Origin of the sequence: Sphingobacterium thalpophilum (assembly GCF_038396785.1) — a bacterium.
Taxonomy (GTDB): Bacteria; Bacteroidota; Bacteroidia; order Sphingobacteriales; family Sphingobacteriaceae; genus Sphingobacterium; species Sphingobacterium thalpophilum_A.
This window is the reverse complement of sequence record NZ_CP151087.1, coordinates 2,979,982-2,999,501: the sequence shown is the minus strand read 5'-3', so window position 1 is coordinate 2,999,501 and position 19,520 is coordinate 2,979,982. Positions and strand designations below refer to the sequence as shown.

17 protein-coding genes and 1 pseudogene are annotated in these 19,520 nt (G+C 37.6%); 9 read left to right on the top strand and 9 right to left on the bottom strand.

Annotation, left to right across the window (positions count from 1 at the left end; genetic code table 11):
* Positions 1-2 precede the first annotated feature (2 nt).
* A complete protein-coding gene (locus AACH28_RS13245) occupies positions 3-917 on the bottom strand; it encodes a lysylphosphatidylglycerol synthase transmembrane domain-containing protein (RefSeq protein WP_341830705.1) in 915 nt (304 codons plus the stop codon).
* Between the two features lie 87 nt (positions 918-1,004).
* Positions 1,005-1,337, bottom strand: coding sequence for a hypothetical protein (locus AACH28_RS13240; protein ID WP_341830704.1), 333 nt, complete (start codon positions 1,335-1,337; stop codon positions 1,005-1,007).
* Between the two features lie 54 nt (positions 1,338-1,391).
* Here AACH28_RS13240 and AACH28_RS13235 point away from each other — a divergent pair, with 54 nt between their 5' ends.
* The 3 genes from AACH28_RS13235 (at position 1,392) to AACH28_RS13225 (ending at position 4,372) form a co-directional block, all read left to right on the top strand.
* Complete coding sequence (locus AACH28_RS13235) at positions 1,392-1,946, top strand: lipocalin family protein (RefSeq protein WP_075994619.1); 555 nt, start codon at positions 1,392-1,394, stop codon at positions 1,944-1,946.
* A gap of 248 nt (positions 1,947-2,194) precedes the next feature.
* Positions 2,195-3,346, top strand: coding sequence for a GDP-mannose 4,6-dehydratase (gene gmd / locus AACH28_RS13230; protein ID WP_046674906.1), 1,152 nt, complete (start codon positions 2,195-2,197; stop codon positions 3,344-3,346).
* Between the two features lie 99 nt (positions 3,347-3,445).
* A complete protein-coding gene (locus tag AACH28_RS13225; protein ID WP_336836808.1) occupies positions 3,446-4,372 on the top strand; it encodes a hypothetical protein in 927 nt (308 codons plus the stop codon).
* A gap of 310 nt (positions 4,373-4,682) precedes the next feature.
* Here AACH28_RS13225 and AACH28_RS13220 read toward each other — a convergent pair whose 3' ends face one another.
* The 5 genes from AACH28_RS13220 to AACH28_RS13200 all read right to left on the bottom strand — a co-directional run bounded on the left by AACH28_RS13220 (position 4,683) and on the right by AACH28_RS13200 (position 12,916).
* Positions 4,683-8,435: an ATP-binding protein gene (locus tag AACH28_RS13220; RefSeq protein WP_341830703.1), complete on the bottom strand. Its 3,753-nt coding sequence runs from the start codon at positions 8,433-8,435 to the stop codon at positions 4,683-4,685.
* Positions 8,436-8,597: 162 nt separating this feature from the next.
* Complete coding sequence (locus tag AACH28_RS13215; RefSeq protein ID WP_317668550.1) at positions 8,598-9,371, bottom strand: succinate dehydrogenase/fumarate reductase iron-sulfur subunit; 774 nt, start codon at positions 9,369-9,371, stop codon at positions 8,598-8,600.
* Positions 9,372-9,385: 14 nt separating this feature from the next.
* Complete coding sequence (locus tag AACH28_RS13210; protein ID WP_317668549.1) at positions 9,386-11,320, bottom strand: fumarate reductase/succinate dehydrogenase flavoprotein subunit; 1,935 nt, start codon at positions 11,318-11,320, stop codon at positions 9,386-9,388.
* Between the two features lie 57 nt (positions 11,321-11,377).
* Positions 11,378-12,148, bottom strand: a complete 771-nt coding sequence (locus tag AACH28_RS13205) for a succinate dehydrogenase cytochrome b subunit (protein WP_341830702.1) — start codon at positions 12,146-12,148, stop codon at positions 11,378-11,380.
* Positions 12,149-12,319: 171 nt separating this feature from the next.
* Complete coding sequence (locus tag AACH28_RS13200; protein ID WP_341830701.1) at positions 12,320-12,916, bottom strand: porin family protein; 597 nt, start codon at positions 12,914-12,916, stop codon at positions 12,320-12,322.
* A gap of 87 nt (positions 12,917-13,003) precedes the next feature.
* Between AACH28_RS13200 and AACH28_RS13195 the strand changes: the two genes are divergently transcribed.
* The 6 genes and pseudogenes from AACH28_RS13195 to pruA all read left to right on the top strand — a co-directional run bounded on the left by AACH28_RS13195 (position 13,004) and on the right by pruA (position 17,359).
* Positions 13,004-13,213, top strand: a complete 210-nt coding sequence (locus AACH28_RS13195) for a hypothetical protein (protein WP_070561956.1) — start codon at positions 13,004-13,006, stop codon at positions 13,211-13,213.
* Positions 13,210-13,551, top strand: coding sequence for a tRNA-binding protein (locus tag AACH28_RS13190; RefSeq protein ID WP_075990896.1), 342 nt, complete (start codon positions 13,210-13,212; stop codon positions 13,549-13,551). Before AACH28_RS13195 ends, AACH28_RS13190 begins: the two co-directional genes overlap by 4 nt.
* 9 nt (positions 13,552-13,560) lie before the next feature.
* Entirely contained in the window at positions 13,561-14,028 is a 468-nt protein-coding gene (locus AACH28_RS13185) for a nucleoside deaminase (protein WP_088160107.1), read from the top strand.
* 101 nt (positions 14,029-14,129) lie between these two features.
* Positions 14,130-14,738 carry a superoxide dismutase gene (locus AACH28_RS13180; protein ID WP_088160108.1) on the top strand — a complete coding sequence of 203 codons (609 nt, stop codon included), beginning with the start codon at positions 14,130-14,132 and terminating at the stop codon, positions 14,736-14,738.
* A gap of 155 nt (positions 14,739-14,893) precedes the next feature.
* Positions 14,894-15,553, top strand: a pseudogene (gene msrA / locus AACH28_RS13175) (peptide-methionine (S)-S-oxide reductase MsrA).
* 168 nt (positions 15,554-15,721) lie between these two features.
* The gene (gene pruA / locus AACH28_RS13170) at positions 15,722-17,359 is read left to right on the top strand and encodes an L-glutamate gamma-semialdehyde dehydrogenase (protein ID WP_341830700.1); all 1,638 of its coding nucleotides are present in this window, start codon (positions 15,722-15,724) and stop codon (positions 17,357-17,359) included.
* Positions 17,360-17,563: 204 nt separating this feature from the next.
* Here pruA and AACH28_RS13165 read toward each other — a convergent pair whose 3' ends face one another.
* Positions 17,564-18,604 carry a metallophosphoesterase gene (locus AACH28_RS13165; protein WP_341830699.1) on the bottom strand — a complete coding sequence of 347 codons (1,041 nt, stop codon included), beginning with the start codon at positions 18,602-18,604 and terminating at the stop codon, positions 17,564-17,566.
* 19 nt (positions 18,605-18,623) lie between these two features.
* Positions 18,624-19,391 carry an endonuclease/exonuclease/phosphatase family protein gene (locus tag AACH28_RS13160; protein WP_341830698.1) on the bottom strand — a complete coding sequence of 256 codons (768 nt, stop codon included), beginning with the start codon at positions 19,389-19,391 and terminating at the stop codon, positions 18,624-18,626.
* Between the last annotated feature and the right edge of the window lie 129 nt (positions 19,392-19,520).

The following is a 19,520-nucleotide window of genomic DNA, read 5'->3' as shown; positions in this document are numbered from 1 at the left end:
GTTTATTCTTCTAGTTTTTGACTTTGTTCAACTTCTTCTGCGGAAGGTAATTTGTCCTCTCCAATTGCCTGCGGATGAAAGATAAAATAAATTCCCGAAAGAGCAACGAAAGCGGAAATAATATAAAATAATAAGGTGATCAAAACCGCATTGTGAGAGTCTACCTGGAATATGCCAGCTCCCCACATAATCACAAGTTCACGCATGCCCAATCCCCCAACAGAAAACGGAATGATTGAAACCAAAGAAGATGCAAGGAATAAAAATAGGTACGGAGAGAACTTGCCGCTAAAACCTAAGGCATAAAGAATGAGAATTGCTGCGAGAACCTGCATTGATTGTACACCAATAGCCTTTAAATGTGCGCTTAGAAATGTTGCCTTGTATTCCTTAAAGAACTTGGTTACGATAAAGTAATAGAGAACGCTCCCTATAATAAATAATATGATGGTCAGATAGTTTGGAATCCCTAGCTGTGGCATATAGGTAACCAGCGCTGCAATGATTAGGCATAGTGCCCATAGTCCGCTTAATCTATCTAAAAATAAGGCTGTAAATAATTTTCGTCCTTTAATATTGAATCGTTTCCTGAGGAAGAATATCTTATAACCATCTCCCCCAACGCCACCTGGTAAAATGAGGTTGTAAAATAAGCCAAGTTGGTATAGTTTTAAATTATATTTTTCCGTAACATCTAGACCGATTGCCTTTAAAAAGGTCAATAAGCGCGAAGAGGAAATAAAAATAGAGATACTATAAGCAACTAGAGCAAAGAATAGATAGAGCGGATTGGAGTTGATTACCGCTTCTTTCAGATCCTTTAGAGATACCTTGCTGAATACCCAGTATAAGGCGCCCACAGTAACGACAATCTTTGCTATATTTTTGGCTATTTTTAGCCCTTTTTTTTTATCCATATAAATTATACATCCAATCTTGTTCGGCTGTAATTAGCTTTTTGGAGAATCCAAAGTTAGAAACTTTGGCGAATTGTGCAATTACACTTAAGCAATCGTTGGGTAAATTCTTGAATACAATAATATCAAATATAAAATACCAAAGATAGTAGCAAGAGAAAATAGCCAATTTAGGTCAATTCTGTAATATTTGTGCTTGAGCACAGCGATCATTAATCCAATGATGAAGCAAAATAACAAGATAGGAGCGATGAGAGCTATCTTGTTCGTAAAAGCAAGGCTGATTTGATTCAATTTGCTTTTTGCTTCCTGTCCTAAAAAAAGCGGATAAGAAGCAAAGGCCAATAAAATGATAAATAACCTTAACAGCGTTTTTGCGATTATTTTGCTTATGGTATGATTTTTGGCTGTAATTTTCATGTTTTGTGGATTAATTTACCCCAAAAATACAATTTGAAATTAAAATTTATAGATATGAATCGATTCGTTTTATCATTAGCAACTATTTTTGCTACGGTGACCTTATTTTCTTGTGGAGCACAAAAGCAAGGTACATCAACTGGAAATCCTTCTTCCAACACGAGTGCAGCTTCTGGTCCAAGCGCTTCGGATTGGAAATCCGCTGTAAAAGGTACATGGACGTTGAATACAATCGATAGAGAGAATTTACCTTCTTCATTCACGATTAAAAGTGTATTTGAAGAAGCTCCTGCAGAATGTTTCGTAGGTAGTACATGGAATTTTATTGGAAATGGTAAAGGATCTATTACTTTTAATGCGCAAGGAACTTTATGTGCTCCGGGTGCATCACGTGAGATCTTTTGGTCTATCTATAATCCTGGAAAAGGCTTAGGAGAACCTCAGTTTCAATTTAAAAAGATTTATGCAGGCGATAAAGCGAAGAACGTAACAACAGGTTACCGTTTGGATTTATCTTATTCGGATGGGAATAAATTAGTTATGCGTATGCCATTGACTGTTGCTAACGGAGAAGCCTATTTAGTGTTTAATTTTACGCGATCGAACTAAACGTAAAGGATAAAAGAAGAATTACAGAAAGCTATAGGAATTCCTATGGCTTTTTTTGTTTAAAATTTAATACTTTTACACTCCCAATTCATTATGATTTATTTGTGTCATAGGCTGCGGAATTTACCTATACAGTGAAAAAGCCAACTATGCATGATAATCTTGTGAGCGGATAAGCTTATTTTAAGTATGAAAATGGGATATATACCTAACGATTTCGTCAGGTATTGCTTAATCTAGAGAGAAACATGGCTGAACAAAACACGAAAACTGCTTTAATAACAGGTATAACAGGACAAGATGGTGCCTATCTAGCAGAATTCCTATTGAAGAAAGGTTACAAAGTACACGGTTTGAAGCGTCGCAGTTCTTTATTCAATACAGATCGTATTGATCATCTTTATCAAGATCCCCATCTTGACAATAGAAATTTCACATTGCATTTTGGTGATTTGACGGATTCAACCAACTTAATCCGTATTATACAGGAAACACAGCCTGACGAAATTTACAACCTTGCGGCGCAGTCTCACGTAAAAGTTAGTTTTGATACACCGGAATATACTGCAAATGCCGATGGTATCGGTACATTGCGGATTCTTGAAGCAGTCCGATTATTGGGAATGATTGAGAAAACCCGTATCTATCAGGCTTCTACTTCCGAGCTGTATGGATTGGTGCAAGCGGTTCCACAAAGTGAAACAACACCTTTTTATCCGCGAAGTCCTTATGCTGTAGCAAAAATGTACGGTTATTGGATTACTGTCAATTATCGTGAAGCCTATAAGATGTATGCTTGTAATGGAATTTTATTCAATCATGAGAGCCCTGTAAGGGGAGAGACTTTTGTGACACGTAAAATTACAAGGGCTGTAGCAAAAATTGCGCTAGGGCTGCAGGATAAATTATATCTTGGTAATTTGTCGGCACAACGCGACTGGGGGCATGCCAAAGATTATGTAGAAGCAATGTGGTTGATTCTACAACAAGAAACCGCAGAAGATTTTGTAATTGCTACAGGTGTGACAACAACTGTAAGAGACTTTGTTCGCATGGCTTTTGCAGAATTGGGAATCGAGATTGAGTTCAGTGGAAAGGGAGAGCAGGAGAAGGGGGTAATTATCGATATTGACGAGGAGCGCCTAGCCCAGTTAAATATTGATAAATCGCTGATTAAATTCGGTCAGACAGTTGTCAAAGTTGATCCAGCATATTATAGGCCAACTGAAGTCGATTTATTAATTGGTGATCCGACTAAAGCAAATACAAAACTTGGATGGACGCCAAAATATGATCTTCAGATGTTGGTAACAGATATGGTACAATCTGATCTTCACCTGATGAGAAAGGAAGAATACTTAAAACAAGGCGGATTTGAGACCTTGAATTATTTTGAATAATTCATAATTGGTAATAAAAAATAAAACTGGAATAATTTTTGTTTAAACATTCAATAGTATAAATTTATAGATTTATACCTATGAATATGACAGTATATTATGATAAATTCAGAAGTTGTTTCGAGTAAGAAAGAAGAAGAAAAGAAGAAAGATTCTTCGAAGATTTACTTCTTTATCATTGCGATAGCAGCATTACTTGCAACGAACATATATTTTTATGTCAAGTTTAAGACCAATGGTGAAAAGGTCTATACACTTACAGTTGAAAAAGAAAATTTGCAGGTACAAATCGATCGTATTGAAGCTGAATTGGATAAAATTGATGTAGAAAATGTCCAATTGACTCCAGAGATGTCCGTGCAGAAGGATGATTCTAGAGCTGAAATCGCAGAGCTTCGTAAAAAGCTTGAAAATAAGAGTATTACTCCAAAAGATATCGATGAAGCACAGCATAAGATCAATCAGCTTAAGAAGCAGGTGGATACTTATCGTGTAAATGTGCAACGGCTGATTCAGGAAAATCAGATTTTATCGAAGCAAAACTCCAACTTGAGCGAATCTGTTGTCGAAAAGGAAAAACAGATTACTTCATTAGTTACATCAAATTCGGATCTGAAAGAGAAGGTTGCGACTGCTTCAGCATTAAAGGTTTCAAGTATCAGTATAAATGGCCTTGAAGTCAAAAAGAATGGAAAGGAATTTGTAGAAGAACGTGCTAAAAAAATCGATAAGTTAAAAATCAACTTTACCATTGCTGATAATCCGTTGGCTAAAAGTGGAGAACGTGATATATATGTCAGAATTATAGATCCACAAGGAAATTTGGTCGTACAAGGCGATAATATTTTCTATGTACACGGTGAGAAATTGCAATATACTTTTAAACATAATATTCTATTTACCAACAAAGGCGAGGATTATATCGTTTATTGGGCAGCAGAGGATGGATTTTCTAAAGGAGCCTATACTGTTTTGCTATATGAAGATAATGCAATCATGGGACGATCTACTGTTGTATTGCGTTAAAAATAGATATACTATAAACAAAAAAGCTCTTTGCATGACCGCAAAGAGCTTTTTTGTTTATAGTATACTGTTCTTGTTATCTGATCCTTAAAATATAATAATAAGGCTATCCATTAACTGGTTAGTTTTATGCTATCAGGTTTGAGTTGTGCCCTAATTGAGTGCTATATTTTTATTTACATCAGTTGGTGTGACGGCCCTTTCTTTACACAAATGGAGCGGCAGGTCCTTATTATTTAGAGACACTGGAGATGGAGCGCATATAAGCTTTCTTCGATGTCTTATTTTTGTTGACTGCTATCTTCACATATTAAGACTCTATCTGTTGCAAAGGAAGCAGTATATGGAAGGTTGTACCTTCGCCTTCTACAGTCTCAAAATAAATTTGTCCATTACTGGCTTCAATTGTTTTTTTGACAAGAACTAGCCCTAAACCGTTTCCTGAACTCTTTGTCGTGAAATTAATCTGGAAAATCTTATCCTGCATCTCTTTGGGAATTCCATAACCATTGTCTTTGATGTCGATCTTGACAAATTTGTCTGAGTAGCGTTCAATGGAAATCTCGATCTTCATGTTTTTTCGCCCATAACCGCCTTCAATCGCATTTTTTATTAAATTATTGAAGGTTCTCAATAATTCATTACCATCCGCCTTAACAATAAGGGTTTTGTGATCGACATTGTTAATGAGACGAATACTTACATTTGGTGTATTGTTGTACAAGGAAATGGACTTTGTTACTTTTTCTACAATATTGATGTTTTCCATTACCGTATTTGGGAATTTTGCGAAGTGCGAAAATTCTGAGGCAATATGCGTCAATGCATCGATTTGTTCGATAAATGAAGTGGAGAATTTATTGAAGCGATCTGGAAATTTAGGATCCTCGTCTTTGTACGATCTGCGGAGTTGCTGAATGCCTAATTTCATAGGTGTCAGCGGATTTTTGATTTCATGGGCTATTTGTTGAGCCATCTCGCGCCAAGTGGATTCACGTTCCGTATCTTTGATTTTATTGGCATAATCCTCAAGTTTGATGATCATGAGATTATATTCTTTGATCAATGTACCTATTTCATCATTTCGTTGCCAAAACAGAGGTTCGTTGGGTTGTCCCAGGCGTAGTTGTGAGATCTTCTTACTGATGATGCTCAAGGGGTTGGTGACACTGTTGGCCACAAATGTCGCATAAAAACCAAAGCCTATGATGATCAGCGAATAAATGTTCACTATCGTATTTAAAAGAAGATTTTTATTGATGTTTTCTTCCTTCTGAAGCGAGAAGTTTGGTATCCCTATATAAGCCAGTGTATTATAGTTTTTATCCCTGATGGTGGCATAACTGGTCTCAAATTGAAAAGTGCCTATACGCTCATCTTCAATCGTCTCCGATTTTTTTAAGATAGAAAGATTCTTCAGTGCAGCTGGATTAATGAATGTAGAGAAAAGCTCCAGATCGTAGATTCTACGCTGGGAGCTATAAAGTAATCTGCCTGATTTGGAATAAAGATTGAAGTCTTTGGAAATAGTTTCAGATAATGTCTTGAGCATGCTGATAAGCTGCGTTTCGGTGGATGTTTCATCCGTGTAGGTCAACATATTTTCCATCCGTTTGCCTAATTCGATAATAAAACGTTCCTTACTTGCTCTATTATTATTATAAAGCTGCTTGTTGATACTTATATACGAAATTACCGCCGATATAAGGATCGCCAGTATTACTGATGAGATAATGGAGGTCTGAATACGTGTAGAATACTGTATTTTATTTATTATTTTGTAGAACTGATATTTTAAATTACGGAACGTTAGCTTGGTGTTCTTAAGAAAGATATAGAATGATTTTATAAAATGGAAAAACATGAAAATCATAAAAAATACCAGGAACAAAAATGAAGTAGTCGCTAGATAATCCCAAAAAGAAGGTTTCTGTTTACTGATAACATATGTTGAGAATTTATTGGCAACATAAGCCATGTGTAGGTATGCATCACGGTCCAGTACTTGAATATATTCTCCTGGAACACCTTTCAGCCCCCTTAAATTGTTTTCGTAGGTATATTTTCCAAACTGTGTTATTAAAGAGCTTCCTTTATAGAGGGCTATCGAATAATCCCCTTTATTATAATATTGTGAATTGTTGATCCGCATATCAGTGAGGATTTCGGGATAGGGAACCGTATAACTAAAATCTTTATTGGAAAGATTGATGATGACATTGACAACCCTATTTTGGTCAATGGCGACAGGAATAATGGAGAAGTATTCATGCGTACCTAATTCCGCACTGGCACGGTAGAAGTTCTGCGTGACTTTTATCGATTTGTTGATTACCTTTTCTCGATATTCATTGATCTTATTCTGACTGGCGGGATTGAGCGGAATATTATTTTGATCATAATAATATGCTTTGAACTCATACTTGGAAAGATAGCCACTAAAATACTTTTTCTTGATAAAATCGTTGATCCCTTCGGTATTGGTATAGGGTAGACTGATATTAAATAAATGTTTTAATTCTTGATCGTTTGCTATGCTGCTTTCAATATCAGAGAATAATGAAACAGCATTGACATCATCTTCTGATTGTAGATTACTCAACAAGATTTTCATGTCGATTAAGTTCCGTTCCTGATAGAAACGTGCGTGCGTGATCGCACTTATGATTGCCCAAAGTATCAGTACAGCGATATAATTTGTTAATATATGTCGGTCGAAATACTTCTCGCCAAATGATTTAATAAGGATGATCAGTGCAAGTAACAAATTGACCAGGCTATTTTTCTCTATATAGAAGGAAATGATCAGGATGACAAAAATGACACATGCCAGTTGAATATTGAGTAGCTGCGTCGGTTTTAATTCTAATTTTTTAAGAAAAAATAGTACGAGATCAATGTAGATACTTAAGGCCAAAATACCCATGCCAACAATGCCTAGATCTACCCAACTTAAGAAATGTAAATCGACAAGTTTTGTGAAATCAAAATAGATATTGTTGGAGTGTGTAATCAATGTACCAGCGATATCATACAATAGACCGAACGATAGATATATACTTAGAATAAATCCGATTGCGATAGGAATTCTAAAGAGCCGGATGTTTTTTATTTTGTCAAAGTTGAGCTCTTTGCGAATTGAATAGATAAATAGAACCAACCATAGTACCAATATGGTGGTGGACATCACGGACCATATATTGGGGAAGAAGCGATTATAGGCGTAATTTCGCGAATCGAAAATTGAAAATGTCGCATTTTCGGACAGCAGGTTCCATTTAAGATCGGCAAATTTGACAAGGCTAAATACTGACAATAGCAATACTGCAGACCACCAGGCCCTTCCTGTCTTGGCCATATGTAAGCAGAGGCTATTGAAGAAGATCAGTAACGCGATCCAGGCAAGTAGCCAGCAGAAGAATTGCAAAATTGTATAGGCATTTTCATGCTCTCCATCTTTTAGCTTAACGGAGAACAGATAAGACCCTTCATTGCTATAGATATTTTTAATCGTGACCGTGTCTGTATAGGAGGCAATGTCAATATTTCTGGAGTCGAAGAAGTTTCTCCGCAAAGAGCTATTTAAATAGGGGTTGTTATTATTTGTATAGCCTTTTACAATAATATAAGCGAGTATACTGATATTGCCAATTGTTTTTTTTCGAACAACGTAAGAGCGGTTATCATCCTGGATAAAATTGGATTTTTCTGGAAATCCCTGATCTGTGATAGGCACGAATAGATGTGTGCTCCACATCTTCGGTTCATGGTCCTTAAAAAGAAATAGAAAAACCTTCTCGTTGGTTTTAAATTTTTCAAAAGCCTGATAAACTGCTATCGGATACTGATCGTAGTTTTTAAATGTTTTGAGCAGGAGTGAATCATTGAAAATACGATCGACTTTTTTTTCTTGTTGCGCGATGTAGTCATTGAGTGATTTTGTATCAATGTCTAGTATCTCCTTATTGGTAACAGATTCTTTAATGGTGATAGCTGTTCCTATAAAGCATAAAGTCAAGATAAGTAAGAGTAGTCGAATTTTTATACCAGAATTCACGTTCATCAATTTACATTATTGTAAATATAAAAAAAAGTCCTTGCTTTCTTAGGGCAAGGACTTTTATATTATTTTTCTGGATTGCTTATTTTCAATGGTCAGAAAGGATCTTCAGTGAGTTTTCGTCGCTATTGATGCTAACGAAACCACAGAAGATGGAAAATGCAACTAAACGTGAGGCTCTTCTTGACGGAAGATTTTAGCAGTCAAATACTCACGGTTTAAACGAGCAATGTTTGTTAATTTGATGCCTACAGGACATTCTGCTTCGCAAGCTCCCGTGTTTGTACAGTTACCGAAACCTTCTGCGTCCATTTGATCTACCATTGCCTGTGCACGTTCGTAACGCTCGGTTTGACCTTGTGGTAACAAGGCAAATTGAGATACTTTTGCAGATACGAATAACATTGCAGAAGCATTTTTACAGGCTGCAACACAAGCACCACAACCGATACATGTTGCCGATTCGAAAGCTTCGTCAGCAATACGTTTAGGAATAGGAATAACATTCGCATCAGGAACACCGCCAGTATTGATATTTACATATCCTCCGGCTTGTTGAATGCGGTCAAAAGCAGTACGGTCAACTGCAAGGTCTTTCAATACCGGGAATGCAGCAGCTCTCCATGGTTCAATTACGATAGTTTGTCCGTCGTGGAAGCTACGCATGTGCAATTGACATGTTGTTGTACCTTCTTTAGGACCGTGGGGGCGACCGTTGATTACTAATGAACACATCCCGCAGATCCCTTCACGACAGTCGTGATCGAAATATACAGGATCTTCTCCTTTACGAGTCAATTCTTCATTGACAATATCAAGCATCTCTAAGAAAGACATATCATCAGCGATATTGTTTGCCTGATAAGTTACAAATTGACCTTTATCTTTATCATTTTTTTGACGCCAAACTTTCAGCGTTAAATTCATATGTTGTGCCATGATAATTTTCCTTCTTATTTATAACTTCTTTGTGTTAACTGAACGTTCTCGAATACCAAATCTTCCTTGTGTAATTCCTCAGGTACATTGTCTCCTTTGTATTCCCAAGCAGATACATAGGCGAATTCATCATCGTTACGTTTTGCTTCACCTTCTTCAGTTTGGCTTTCAAGACGGAAGTGACCACCACAAGACTCAGCACGTTGCAATGCATCAACAACCATTAACTCACCTAACTCTAAGAAGTCTGCTACGCGACCAGCTTTTTCTAAAGAAAGATTTAATTCTTCGTTCTCTCCAAGAACTCTAACGTTTGTCCAGAATTCTTTTTTCAATTCTTGGATCAAACCTTGTGCTTTTTGTAATCCTTCAGCTGTACGAGCCATACCACAATATTCCCACATGATGAGACCTAATTTTTTGTGGATATCATCAACAGTTTGTGTACCGTTTAACGACAACAATTTGTTGATTTTATCTTCAACTTCTTTACGAGTAGTCTCGAAAGCAGGATGGGTATGATCAACTGGTGCGAATGAACCTAATTTAGCTAAGTAATCACCCACAGTGTAAGGGATTACGAAATAACCGTCTGCAAGACCTTGCATCAATGCCGAAGCACCTAAACGGTTTGCACCGTGGTCAGAGAAGTTACACTCACCTAAAGCATACAAACCGGGGATTGTAGTCATCAAGTTGTAATCAACCCATACACCACCCATTGTGTAGTGAACAGCAGGGTAGATACGCATTGGTTGTTTATAAGGGTTCTCATCAGTGATTTGGTAGTACATGTCAAATAAGTTACCGTATTTAGCACGTACTGCATCTTCGCCTAGACGACCGATAGCTTCTTTAAAATCCAAGAATACAGCGAAACCTGTTTTACCAACACCACGACCATCATCAACAGCTTCTTTTGCATTACGAGAGGCCACGTCACGCGGTACCAAGTTACCGAATGAAGGGTATTTACGCTCCAAGAAATAATCTCTGTCGTCTTCTTTGATATCATTGGCTTTGATCTCACCTTTACGTAATCTTTCTGCCATTTCTTGAGTTTTAGGAACCCATACACGGCCGTCATTACGTAAAGACTCTGACATCAATGTCAATTTAGATTGGTGATCTCCTGTTACCGGGATACACGTTGGGTGAATTTGAGTATAACAAGGGTTCGCAAAATAAGCACCACGTTTGTGTGCTCTCCATGCTGCTGTAACGTTACATCCCATTGCATTTGTAGACAAGAAGAATACGTTACCATAACCACCAGTACACATCAATACTGCATGTGCAGCATGAGTTTCGATTTTACCTGAAACTAGGTCACGAGTTACGATACCTTTAGCATGACCATCGATCATAACAAGGTCTAACATCTCATGACGAGTATAAGATTTTACTTTTCCTTTTTTAATCTGGCGGTTTAATGCTGAATAAGCACCCAACAACAATTGTTGTCCAGTTTGACCACGGGCATAAAACGTACGGCTTACCTGTGCACCACCGAAAGAACGGTTGTCTAATAAACCTCCGTATTCACGTGCAAATGGAACACCTTGAGCAACACATTGGTCGATGATGTTTACAGATACTTCAGCCAAACGATAAACGTTTGCTTCGCGTGAACGGTAGTCACCACCTTTGATGGTGTCATAAAATAAGCGGAAAACAGAGTCACCATCATTTTGGTAGCTCTTTGCTGCATTAATACCACCTTGTGCTGCAATAGAGTGTGCACGACGAGGTGAATCTTGATAACAGAATGTAATTACATTATATCCTAATTCAGCTAAAGATGCTGCTGCAGATGCACCAGCAAGACCTGTACCAACAACAATAACGGTAAATTTACGTTTGTTAGCAGGGTTAACCAACTTAAGATTAAATTTATGATTTGACCACTTTTGGGCTAATGGGCCCGCTGGTACTTTTGAATCTAACATATCTCTTAATTTTATATTGATCGATAAAACCTAAGCTTTATCTTAAAAGATTCCGAATTATTTAAAGAAGAAAAACAACGGCATTATTGCAAAGCCAATTGGAATTAATACCCCAAATACCCAAACACCGATTGCTCTGATGATTCCAATATATCTTCTGTGGTTAAAACCTAGAGTTTGGAATGCAGATTGGAAACCATGAATTAAGTGGAACGCCAAAGCTGCCATAGCAATCACATACAAAGCTACCAATGCAACATTTTTGAATGCAAAGTCAACTTGTTTGTACAAATCTCTCGCTTTCAAGATTTGAACATTGTTTTCTACCGTTTCTTGGTAGTCGTGGAATTCAGAAGCTTGAAGTTCGCGCGCTGTGGTTTGTCCAGTTGCCAAATCAGTACGGTATTCGATGTACGGCACTTCATCATTGTGAAACTTCCACCAAAAATTAGACATGTGCGTAGCTAAGAATACTAAAATGACAGTACCTAAAATACCCATGTTGCGTGAATTCCACTTGCTGTTTGCTTGACCATCATATTTGGCATGACCAATAGGACGAGCGGCCTTGTTTTTCATCGACAATGTAATAGCGTAGATGACGTGAACAATTACCGAAGCATACAATAAGTAAGAAACAACTTTGATTGGTGTAAAGTGAGTCATAAAATAGGCGTACTTGTTGAACGCTAGACCCGCATCATCTTTAAATAATTGCAAGTTACCAACCAAGTGAACAACTAGGAATAAACATAGGAAGATTCCTGTTAAGCTCATGATTAGCTTCTTCCCAATCGAAGAACTGAAAACTGGCTTTGATTTACTCATTATCCTTGTAATTTAATTTTAATTAGGCAAATCTACTATTTGCTATTAAATATGATACCATTTTGACAAGAAAAAGCAACAATTTAGAACGGTTCTAAAGTTTATTGAAATAAAAAGTCCGTTTTTATTCAAAACGGACTTTCTAACGGTATATGAACAGTGGTTAAAGTACTATAGAATACTGAATAATCTATACCCTAAACCGATACTCCACATGTTGATTTTTGGATTTGCCTGACTTTCGTTGTTGATTTTGTTTAGGCCCATTTCGTAACGTAGATCTACACGCAAGCTTGAAATATCAGCGCCTACACCAAACGCCCAAGATGTACCACTTTTTTTGTAGTTATTTGGGTTCAATTGGTCAATGACTTTATCTTGCTTGTCATCGACTTTAAATGAAAATATTGGGCCAGTTTGAATCCTTGCTCCAATCGGACCTAAACCAAAGCGTTTGCCTAATAATACTGGAACATCGACCGTTGTAAATTTTACATCTGTCGATTCGCCATTTTCTGCTTTCACTGTCGTGTTTTTACCTGTTAAGTAAACCTCAGGCTGAATATGGAATCCCAATACACCAACACGTCCATAAAGACCTGCTTGGTAGCCTGCTTTCGTGTCAGAATTGAAATATTTTCCATCGCTTTTAAGTTTAGAGAAGTTCAAGCCTCCTTTTACACCCACCTCAAACCCTGGCAAAAGCTGCGCCTGTGCCGTTGCTACGCTACCACAAATCAAAAGTAATGCTGGTAAAATCTTTTTCATAATCTTTTATTTATGTATATATTGTATCTTTAAACAAACTTTTACAGTTCAGTAAAGATATACAAATTTTATACCTAAATCTGAGTTATGCTGAAAATTAACGAAGAACAGTGGCAAGTAGCCAAAGAAAAACTCCGTCGCAAGTACAACCACTTAAGTGATGAAGATTTAGCTTTTCAAGCAGGAGAGGAAGATAAACTGATCAATAGATTGTCTTTACGTTTGGGACGGAAGCCTTCCTATGTTTTATTTACGATAGGTAAAGAGATTCAGGATATTAGTAGCAACCGATTATGAGTGATGCCATTAGTTGGAGCGATTTTGAGAAAGTGGATTTACGGGTAGGAACTATTTTAGAAGCAAAAGACTTTCCAAGAGCTAAAAAGCCAGCATATCAATTGAAACTTGATTTCGGCGATGAAATTGGTGTATTACAGAGTAGTGCCCAGATTACAGTACACTACAACAAAGAGGAGTTGATTGGGAAGCAAGTTGTCGCAGTTGTGAACTTTCCCAAAAAGCAGATCGCTAATTTCTTTTCTGAGTGTCTAGTGACCGGATTTCCGGACGAAAATGGAGATATTATTTTGACATCTGTCGACAAAAAATTACCAAATGGATCTAAACTTAGTTAAGTTTGTACCATGACATTTATAGATTTTGAAGGAACACAACTCATCGATAGTGACGAGTCGTTCATGCGTATGGCATTGAATGAAGCTAAGGTCGCTTACCAAGAGGGAGAGGTGCCTATTGGGGCAGTTATTGTTCATCGAGGACGTGTTATAGGGAAAGGTCATAATTTGACGCAGCGATTAAATGATGTGACAGCTCACGCTGAAATGCAGGCTTTTACAGCAGCAGCAAATTACCTTGGGGGCAAATACCTGGATGAATGTACATTATACGTTACCATTGAGCCTTGTATTATGTGTGCCGGAGCGGCCTATTGGACACATATTGGTAAAATAGTATATGGAGCCAAAGATGAAAAGCGTGGCTATTCCCATTTTCACGATAAAATATTACACCCCAAAACTGTCATTACACATGGCGTTTTGCAGGAAGAATGTGCTGATTTGGTAAAATCATTTTTTCGTCAAAAACGGTAGGGAAATAATGGATTTATTGTAACACATAAAAACATAACCGTGTATATTGTGTTATATTTGTATGTATAAACGAAGTAATAAACATTTAAATTAAAATAGATATGGCATTTGAATTAGAAGCGTTACCATACGCAGCCGACGCATTGGAACCACATATTGACAAAACTACAATGGAAATCCACCATGACAGACACCATCAGGCATATGTGGATAACTTAAATAAAGCTATCGCAGGAACAGACGCAGAAAACTTATCCCTATTGGATATTATTAAAAATGTAAGTAAATACAGCGCAGCCGTACGTAATAATGGTGGTGGTCACTACAACCACTCTTTGTTTTGGAAGGTTTTAGGCCCAAATGCAGGTGGAGTTCCAACAGGTGAATTAGCTGAAGCAATCAATGCTACATTTGGTTCATTTGATGAGTTGAAAAAACAACTTCAAGCTGCTGGTGCCACTCGTTTTGGCTCAGGATGGGCTTGGTTAATTGTTGGTGCTGATGGTAAACTGGCCGTAACGTCTACACCAAACCAAGACAATCCATTGATGGATGTTGCTGAGGTAAAAGGTACGCCTATCTTAGGTATCGACGTTTGGGAGCATGCTTATTATTTGAAATTCCAAAATAAGCGTCCAGCGTATTTAGAGGAAATCTTTAATGTTATCAATTGGGATGCCGTAGCACAAAACTATGCTGCAGCTAAATAGTTGATCATTTGATAGAACAATAGAAAAGCGACAATAATAACTTATTGTCGCTTTTCTATTTTATAAACAAAACCTAGTTGGTATTTGTTTATAGGGCATGAATTTAACTCCAATAATCCAGGGAACATAAAAGGAAAGAAGAAGGGTAATTATTTATGAGAAATATTCTGATACTTTTAACAGTACTTTTTGTATTGAATTCCTGCCAGGGGCAGGAGCAGGGGCATCGGGTGAAGAAACCTGATTTCACCAAATTACCTGCAAAAAATACGGCGAGTTTGGATACGGCGACATTTGCTGCAGGATGTTTTTGGTGTACTGAGGCACAATTTAAGGAGTTAAAGGGTGTTGTACATGTTATTTAAGGATATACTGGCGGATGGGTAGCAAATCCAAGTTATGCGCAGGTTTGTACCGGAAGTACAGGGCACGCAGAAGCAACCAATATTATTTTTGATCCAAAAGTGATCAGCTACGACAAACTGTTGGAGGCCTTTTTTGTAGCACACGATCCAACGGAGCTCAATCGTCAAGGGAATGATGTTGGCACCCAATATCGTTCAGCTATTTTTGTACACAATAAAGAGCAGCTTGATAGGACGCAATATTATCTTTCGGCGTTAGAGAAGGAGCATGTTTTTAATAAACCTATTGTAACAAAAGTAGTTCCGGCAACAGTATTTTATCCGGCAGAGGACTATCATCAAGATTATTATAGATTAAATGGAAAAGAGCCATACTGCCAATTGGTGATTAAACCGAAATTGGAAAAATTTAAACGTATCTTTTCCAAGGTGCTCAAAGAGGGACAGTAACTTTGGGTATTCATAAAATTTGAGGTAATTTTACTTCTATTAACGCTATTTAGTGTCATGCTAACAAGTTGAAACCATGGTTTCTGATGCAAATAATGGAATGAACGAACTTGATCGCTTCATGATTCCTAAATAGTATTTTTTGGATGAATAATTAATAATTGTAATATGTCTAAAGGATTTTTTACAGTTCCTGTTCCTACCAATGAACCGGTGTACACATACGCTGTCGGAACGAAAGAACGTAAATTGTTGAAAGCAGCAATTGATGAGGCACGTTCGAAACAAATCGATATCCCAATGTATATTGGCGGTAAAGAAATCACTACTTCTAAAAAAGTAAACCTAGCTCCTCCACATGAACACCAACATATTTTAGGTCAATACAATCAAGGCGATAAATCTCACGTAACAGATGCAATCAATGCAGCTTTAGCGGCCAAAAAGGATTGGGAAAACCTTACTTGGGAAGATCGTGCTGCGATATTCTTAAAAGCTGCTGAATTGATTTCGGGAAAATACCGTTATGAATTGAATGCTGCTACGATGTTGGGGCAATCGAAAAACCCATATCAGGCAGAAATTGATTCGGCATGTGAGATTGTGGATTTCTTGCGTTTCAATGTACAATACATGAGCGAAATCTATAAACAACAACCTCCTATATCAGGTAAAGGTGTTTGGAACCGTGTAGAACAACGTCCTCTTGAAGGTTTTGTATTTGCATTGACTCCATTCAATTTTACAGCTATTGCGGGTAATCTACCTTCCTGTGTTGCAATGATGGGGAATGTTGTGGTATGGAAACCATCCAATACCCAAATCTATTCAGCAAATGTATTGATGAAAATTTTCCGTGAAGCGGGTCTTCCCGATGGTGTAATCAACTTGGTGTATGTTTCAGGTCCTGACGCTGGTGATGTGATTTTCCAACACCCAGATTTCGCAGGTATCCACTTTACTGGTTCAACAGGAGTATTCCAGGATATCTGGAAGACGATCGGTAACAATATCCACCGTTATAAAACGTATCCACGTATTGTTGGTGAGACTGGTGGTAAGGATTTTATCGTTGTACACCCTTCGGCCGATTTGAAAGCTGCAAATACAGCTTTGGTTCGTGGTGCTTTCGAATACCAAGGTCAAAAATGTTCTGCTGCATCACGTGCATACATTCCTAAATCGTTGTGGCCTGCATTGAAAGAATCTATGACTACTGACGTAAAATCTTTTACAATCGGTGGAACAGAAGATTTTACAAACTTTTTCAATGCTGTAATTGATGAGAAGTCATTTGATAAATTAGCGAAGTATATCGACAGAGCTAAAGAATCTAATGACGCAGAAATTGTAGTTGGTGGTACATACGATAAATCTAAAGGATATTTCATTCATCCAACAATCATTGAGGCTTCAAAACCAGATTACGAGACAATGGTTGAGGAATTGTTTGGACCTGTCCTGACCGTATATGTTTACGAGGATGCTAAGTTTGAAGAAACCTTAGATATTGTTGATACAACATCTATTTATGCCTTGACTGGATCAATCATTGCGCAAGATCGGTATGCGATTAATTTAGCAACAGATAAATTGAGACATGCCGCTGGTAACTTCTACGTGAATGATAAGTGTACAGGTGCTGTCGTAGGTCAACAACCGTTTGGTGGTGCTAGAGGCTCGGGTACAAACGACAAAGCGGGATCAATGATCAATTTGCTTCGTTGGGTGTCTCCTCGTACAATCAAAGAGACATTTAATCCAGATACAGATTATCGATACCCTTTCTTGGAAAAGGGAGAATAAGGAAGCTCGCATAGCAGCTTTCTTCAATCAAAATAGAAAAGGGCGCTTATCAAGCGCCCTTTTCTATTTCTTAAATAATCCCAGTTCTGTGCCATCGTCTCTTGTCATCCGTATGTTCAATGACTTGTTGTTCCCGGCTACATCGATGATAGTTCTTTTCCCAACTTTTGGATCTCCGCCTATAAATACAGGATAATTGTGGTCTTAATCTGCTGGATAGTATCCATATTGATGTGTGTGGCCAGAGATCATGGCATCAATTTTATATTTCTGAAACAAGGGATGAAAACATGCTCTGTTATTCAAGGTACCATGCCAGTCATCCGAATGAAAAATCGGTATATGGCTAATAACAACAGTATGTTGTGCACGCTTTCTTTCCTTGGATTGTAGAACCTTTTCCAGCCATTGAGCCTGTTCTTTTCTGTAGTTATCATAATCGACTGTTCCGGCGTATACCTCATGATTGTCAGGCTTGTCTTCGCCACTGTCCAGCATGATCCAAAAAATAGGACCTCTTTTAAAGGCTTGGTAATACTTGTTGTCAGGATAACCAAAATATCGTTTGAAATTACGTGCGAAGGATCCCCTTGTCTCATGGTTTCCCCGATTCATAATGAATGGTTTTCCTGTCGCAAAAAATTCAATTGGCTTTAGTAGTTTCTCCGTAATATCTTGCTGATTGGTGACATAATGAAATGAATCACCATTCAGTACAAAGAAATCGTAGGGTGAAATATCCTGACGCGGAATAAGGTCACGATAGCTGCTTTTTTCCTCATGTACATCGTTATAGACCAGACATCGAATCTGTTCTTGATTGCTCTTGGCTAATTTAGCCTCGAAAATAGCGGTTTCTATTTCTTGACCGTATACGATTTTATAAGGATCGAATTTTTGGATTTCCTTCGCCTTGATGCGATAGCGAAATGAGCGCGGCGCGTCCTCAATTGTAAAATGAAAAAAGTCAGTATTGGCATTGATCATCCCATCCTCGGATTGGTAGATTTTTTTATGGACATTTCCTGCGTTATCGAGAATCTCGAGCCAAGCAAAAGCCTCTTTGCTCAAAATTGTAAAAATACTGACGCCTGTTTCCGTTTGATTCTGTAGATAGGCAGGTACGAGAAAACTGAACTCGCCTTCTGCCTCATTTGCTTCTTTTTCTTGCGCGACGCTTATATTCGGTAATGTAATCCCAGCCAGCGCCAGGACTTCTAAAAATCTTCTTCTGTTAAAATTCATATTTAAAGGTCACAAGTGGTTATTTAATATTTATCTCGACATATAATGGACGATGATCACTAGCATATTGTTCGTTCAGAATACGGTGGTTGGAGAACTTTGCGGCAGATGGTGTATTGATCATGATATAGTCGATTTCAGTAGTGGGTTTATCTTGAGGAAACGTAAATCCGTTAGCAATGCTGCTTTTTGTGAATATTTTGCTAAGTTCAGTAATCGCTGGATCATTGGGTTCTGAGTTTAAATCACCGACAAGGATAGTGGGTAACTTTTCGTTTTTGAAACGCTTGATGATGAATTTTGCCTGTTCGATTTTGTTTTTGTCTTTCAGGTCAAGGTGTGTATTTGCAAATAAGATTTTCCTTTTGTGTATCGTGACTTCTATTACAGATAAACTACGTGTTTCGCTTTGCACAGGGGAAGGTAGAAAGTGTTTCTCTACACGTTCAATTGGATTTTTTGATAAGATGGCGGTACCATATTCACCTTTATCCAGGTCTATCCCTTTGGAAAAGATATAGTGCATGCCTGTTAATTCGGCTAATTTTTTGGCTTGATTTTCAAAGTATGATCTACCGAGATTGACATCGATTTCCTGAAGACCTACGAGGTCAGCTTTTGAATTTTTAATAATTTTGGCAATTGTGTCAAGGTTGACAACTGATTCTTTTTCGGTGGGTGGGTTTCCGTGGTGGATATTAAAGGAGAGTATGCGTATCGTTTGTGCATGTAGATGAAATACTGAGCCTAGCAGTATTAAAAGAAATAGAATTAGTTTACGATTCATTGTTTATATTAAGTTTAGCATTGGATGTCAGGCGTTTTTGGCTCGACCTGCTAAAATTAATAAAATCTATTAGTACAAATTGAAAACTTTGGACATGTAACAAAATAATCATCTAAGCACTTGAATTTT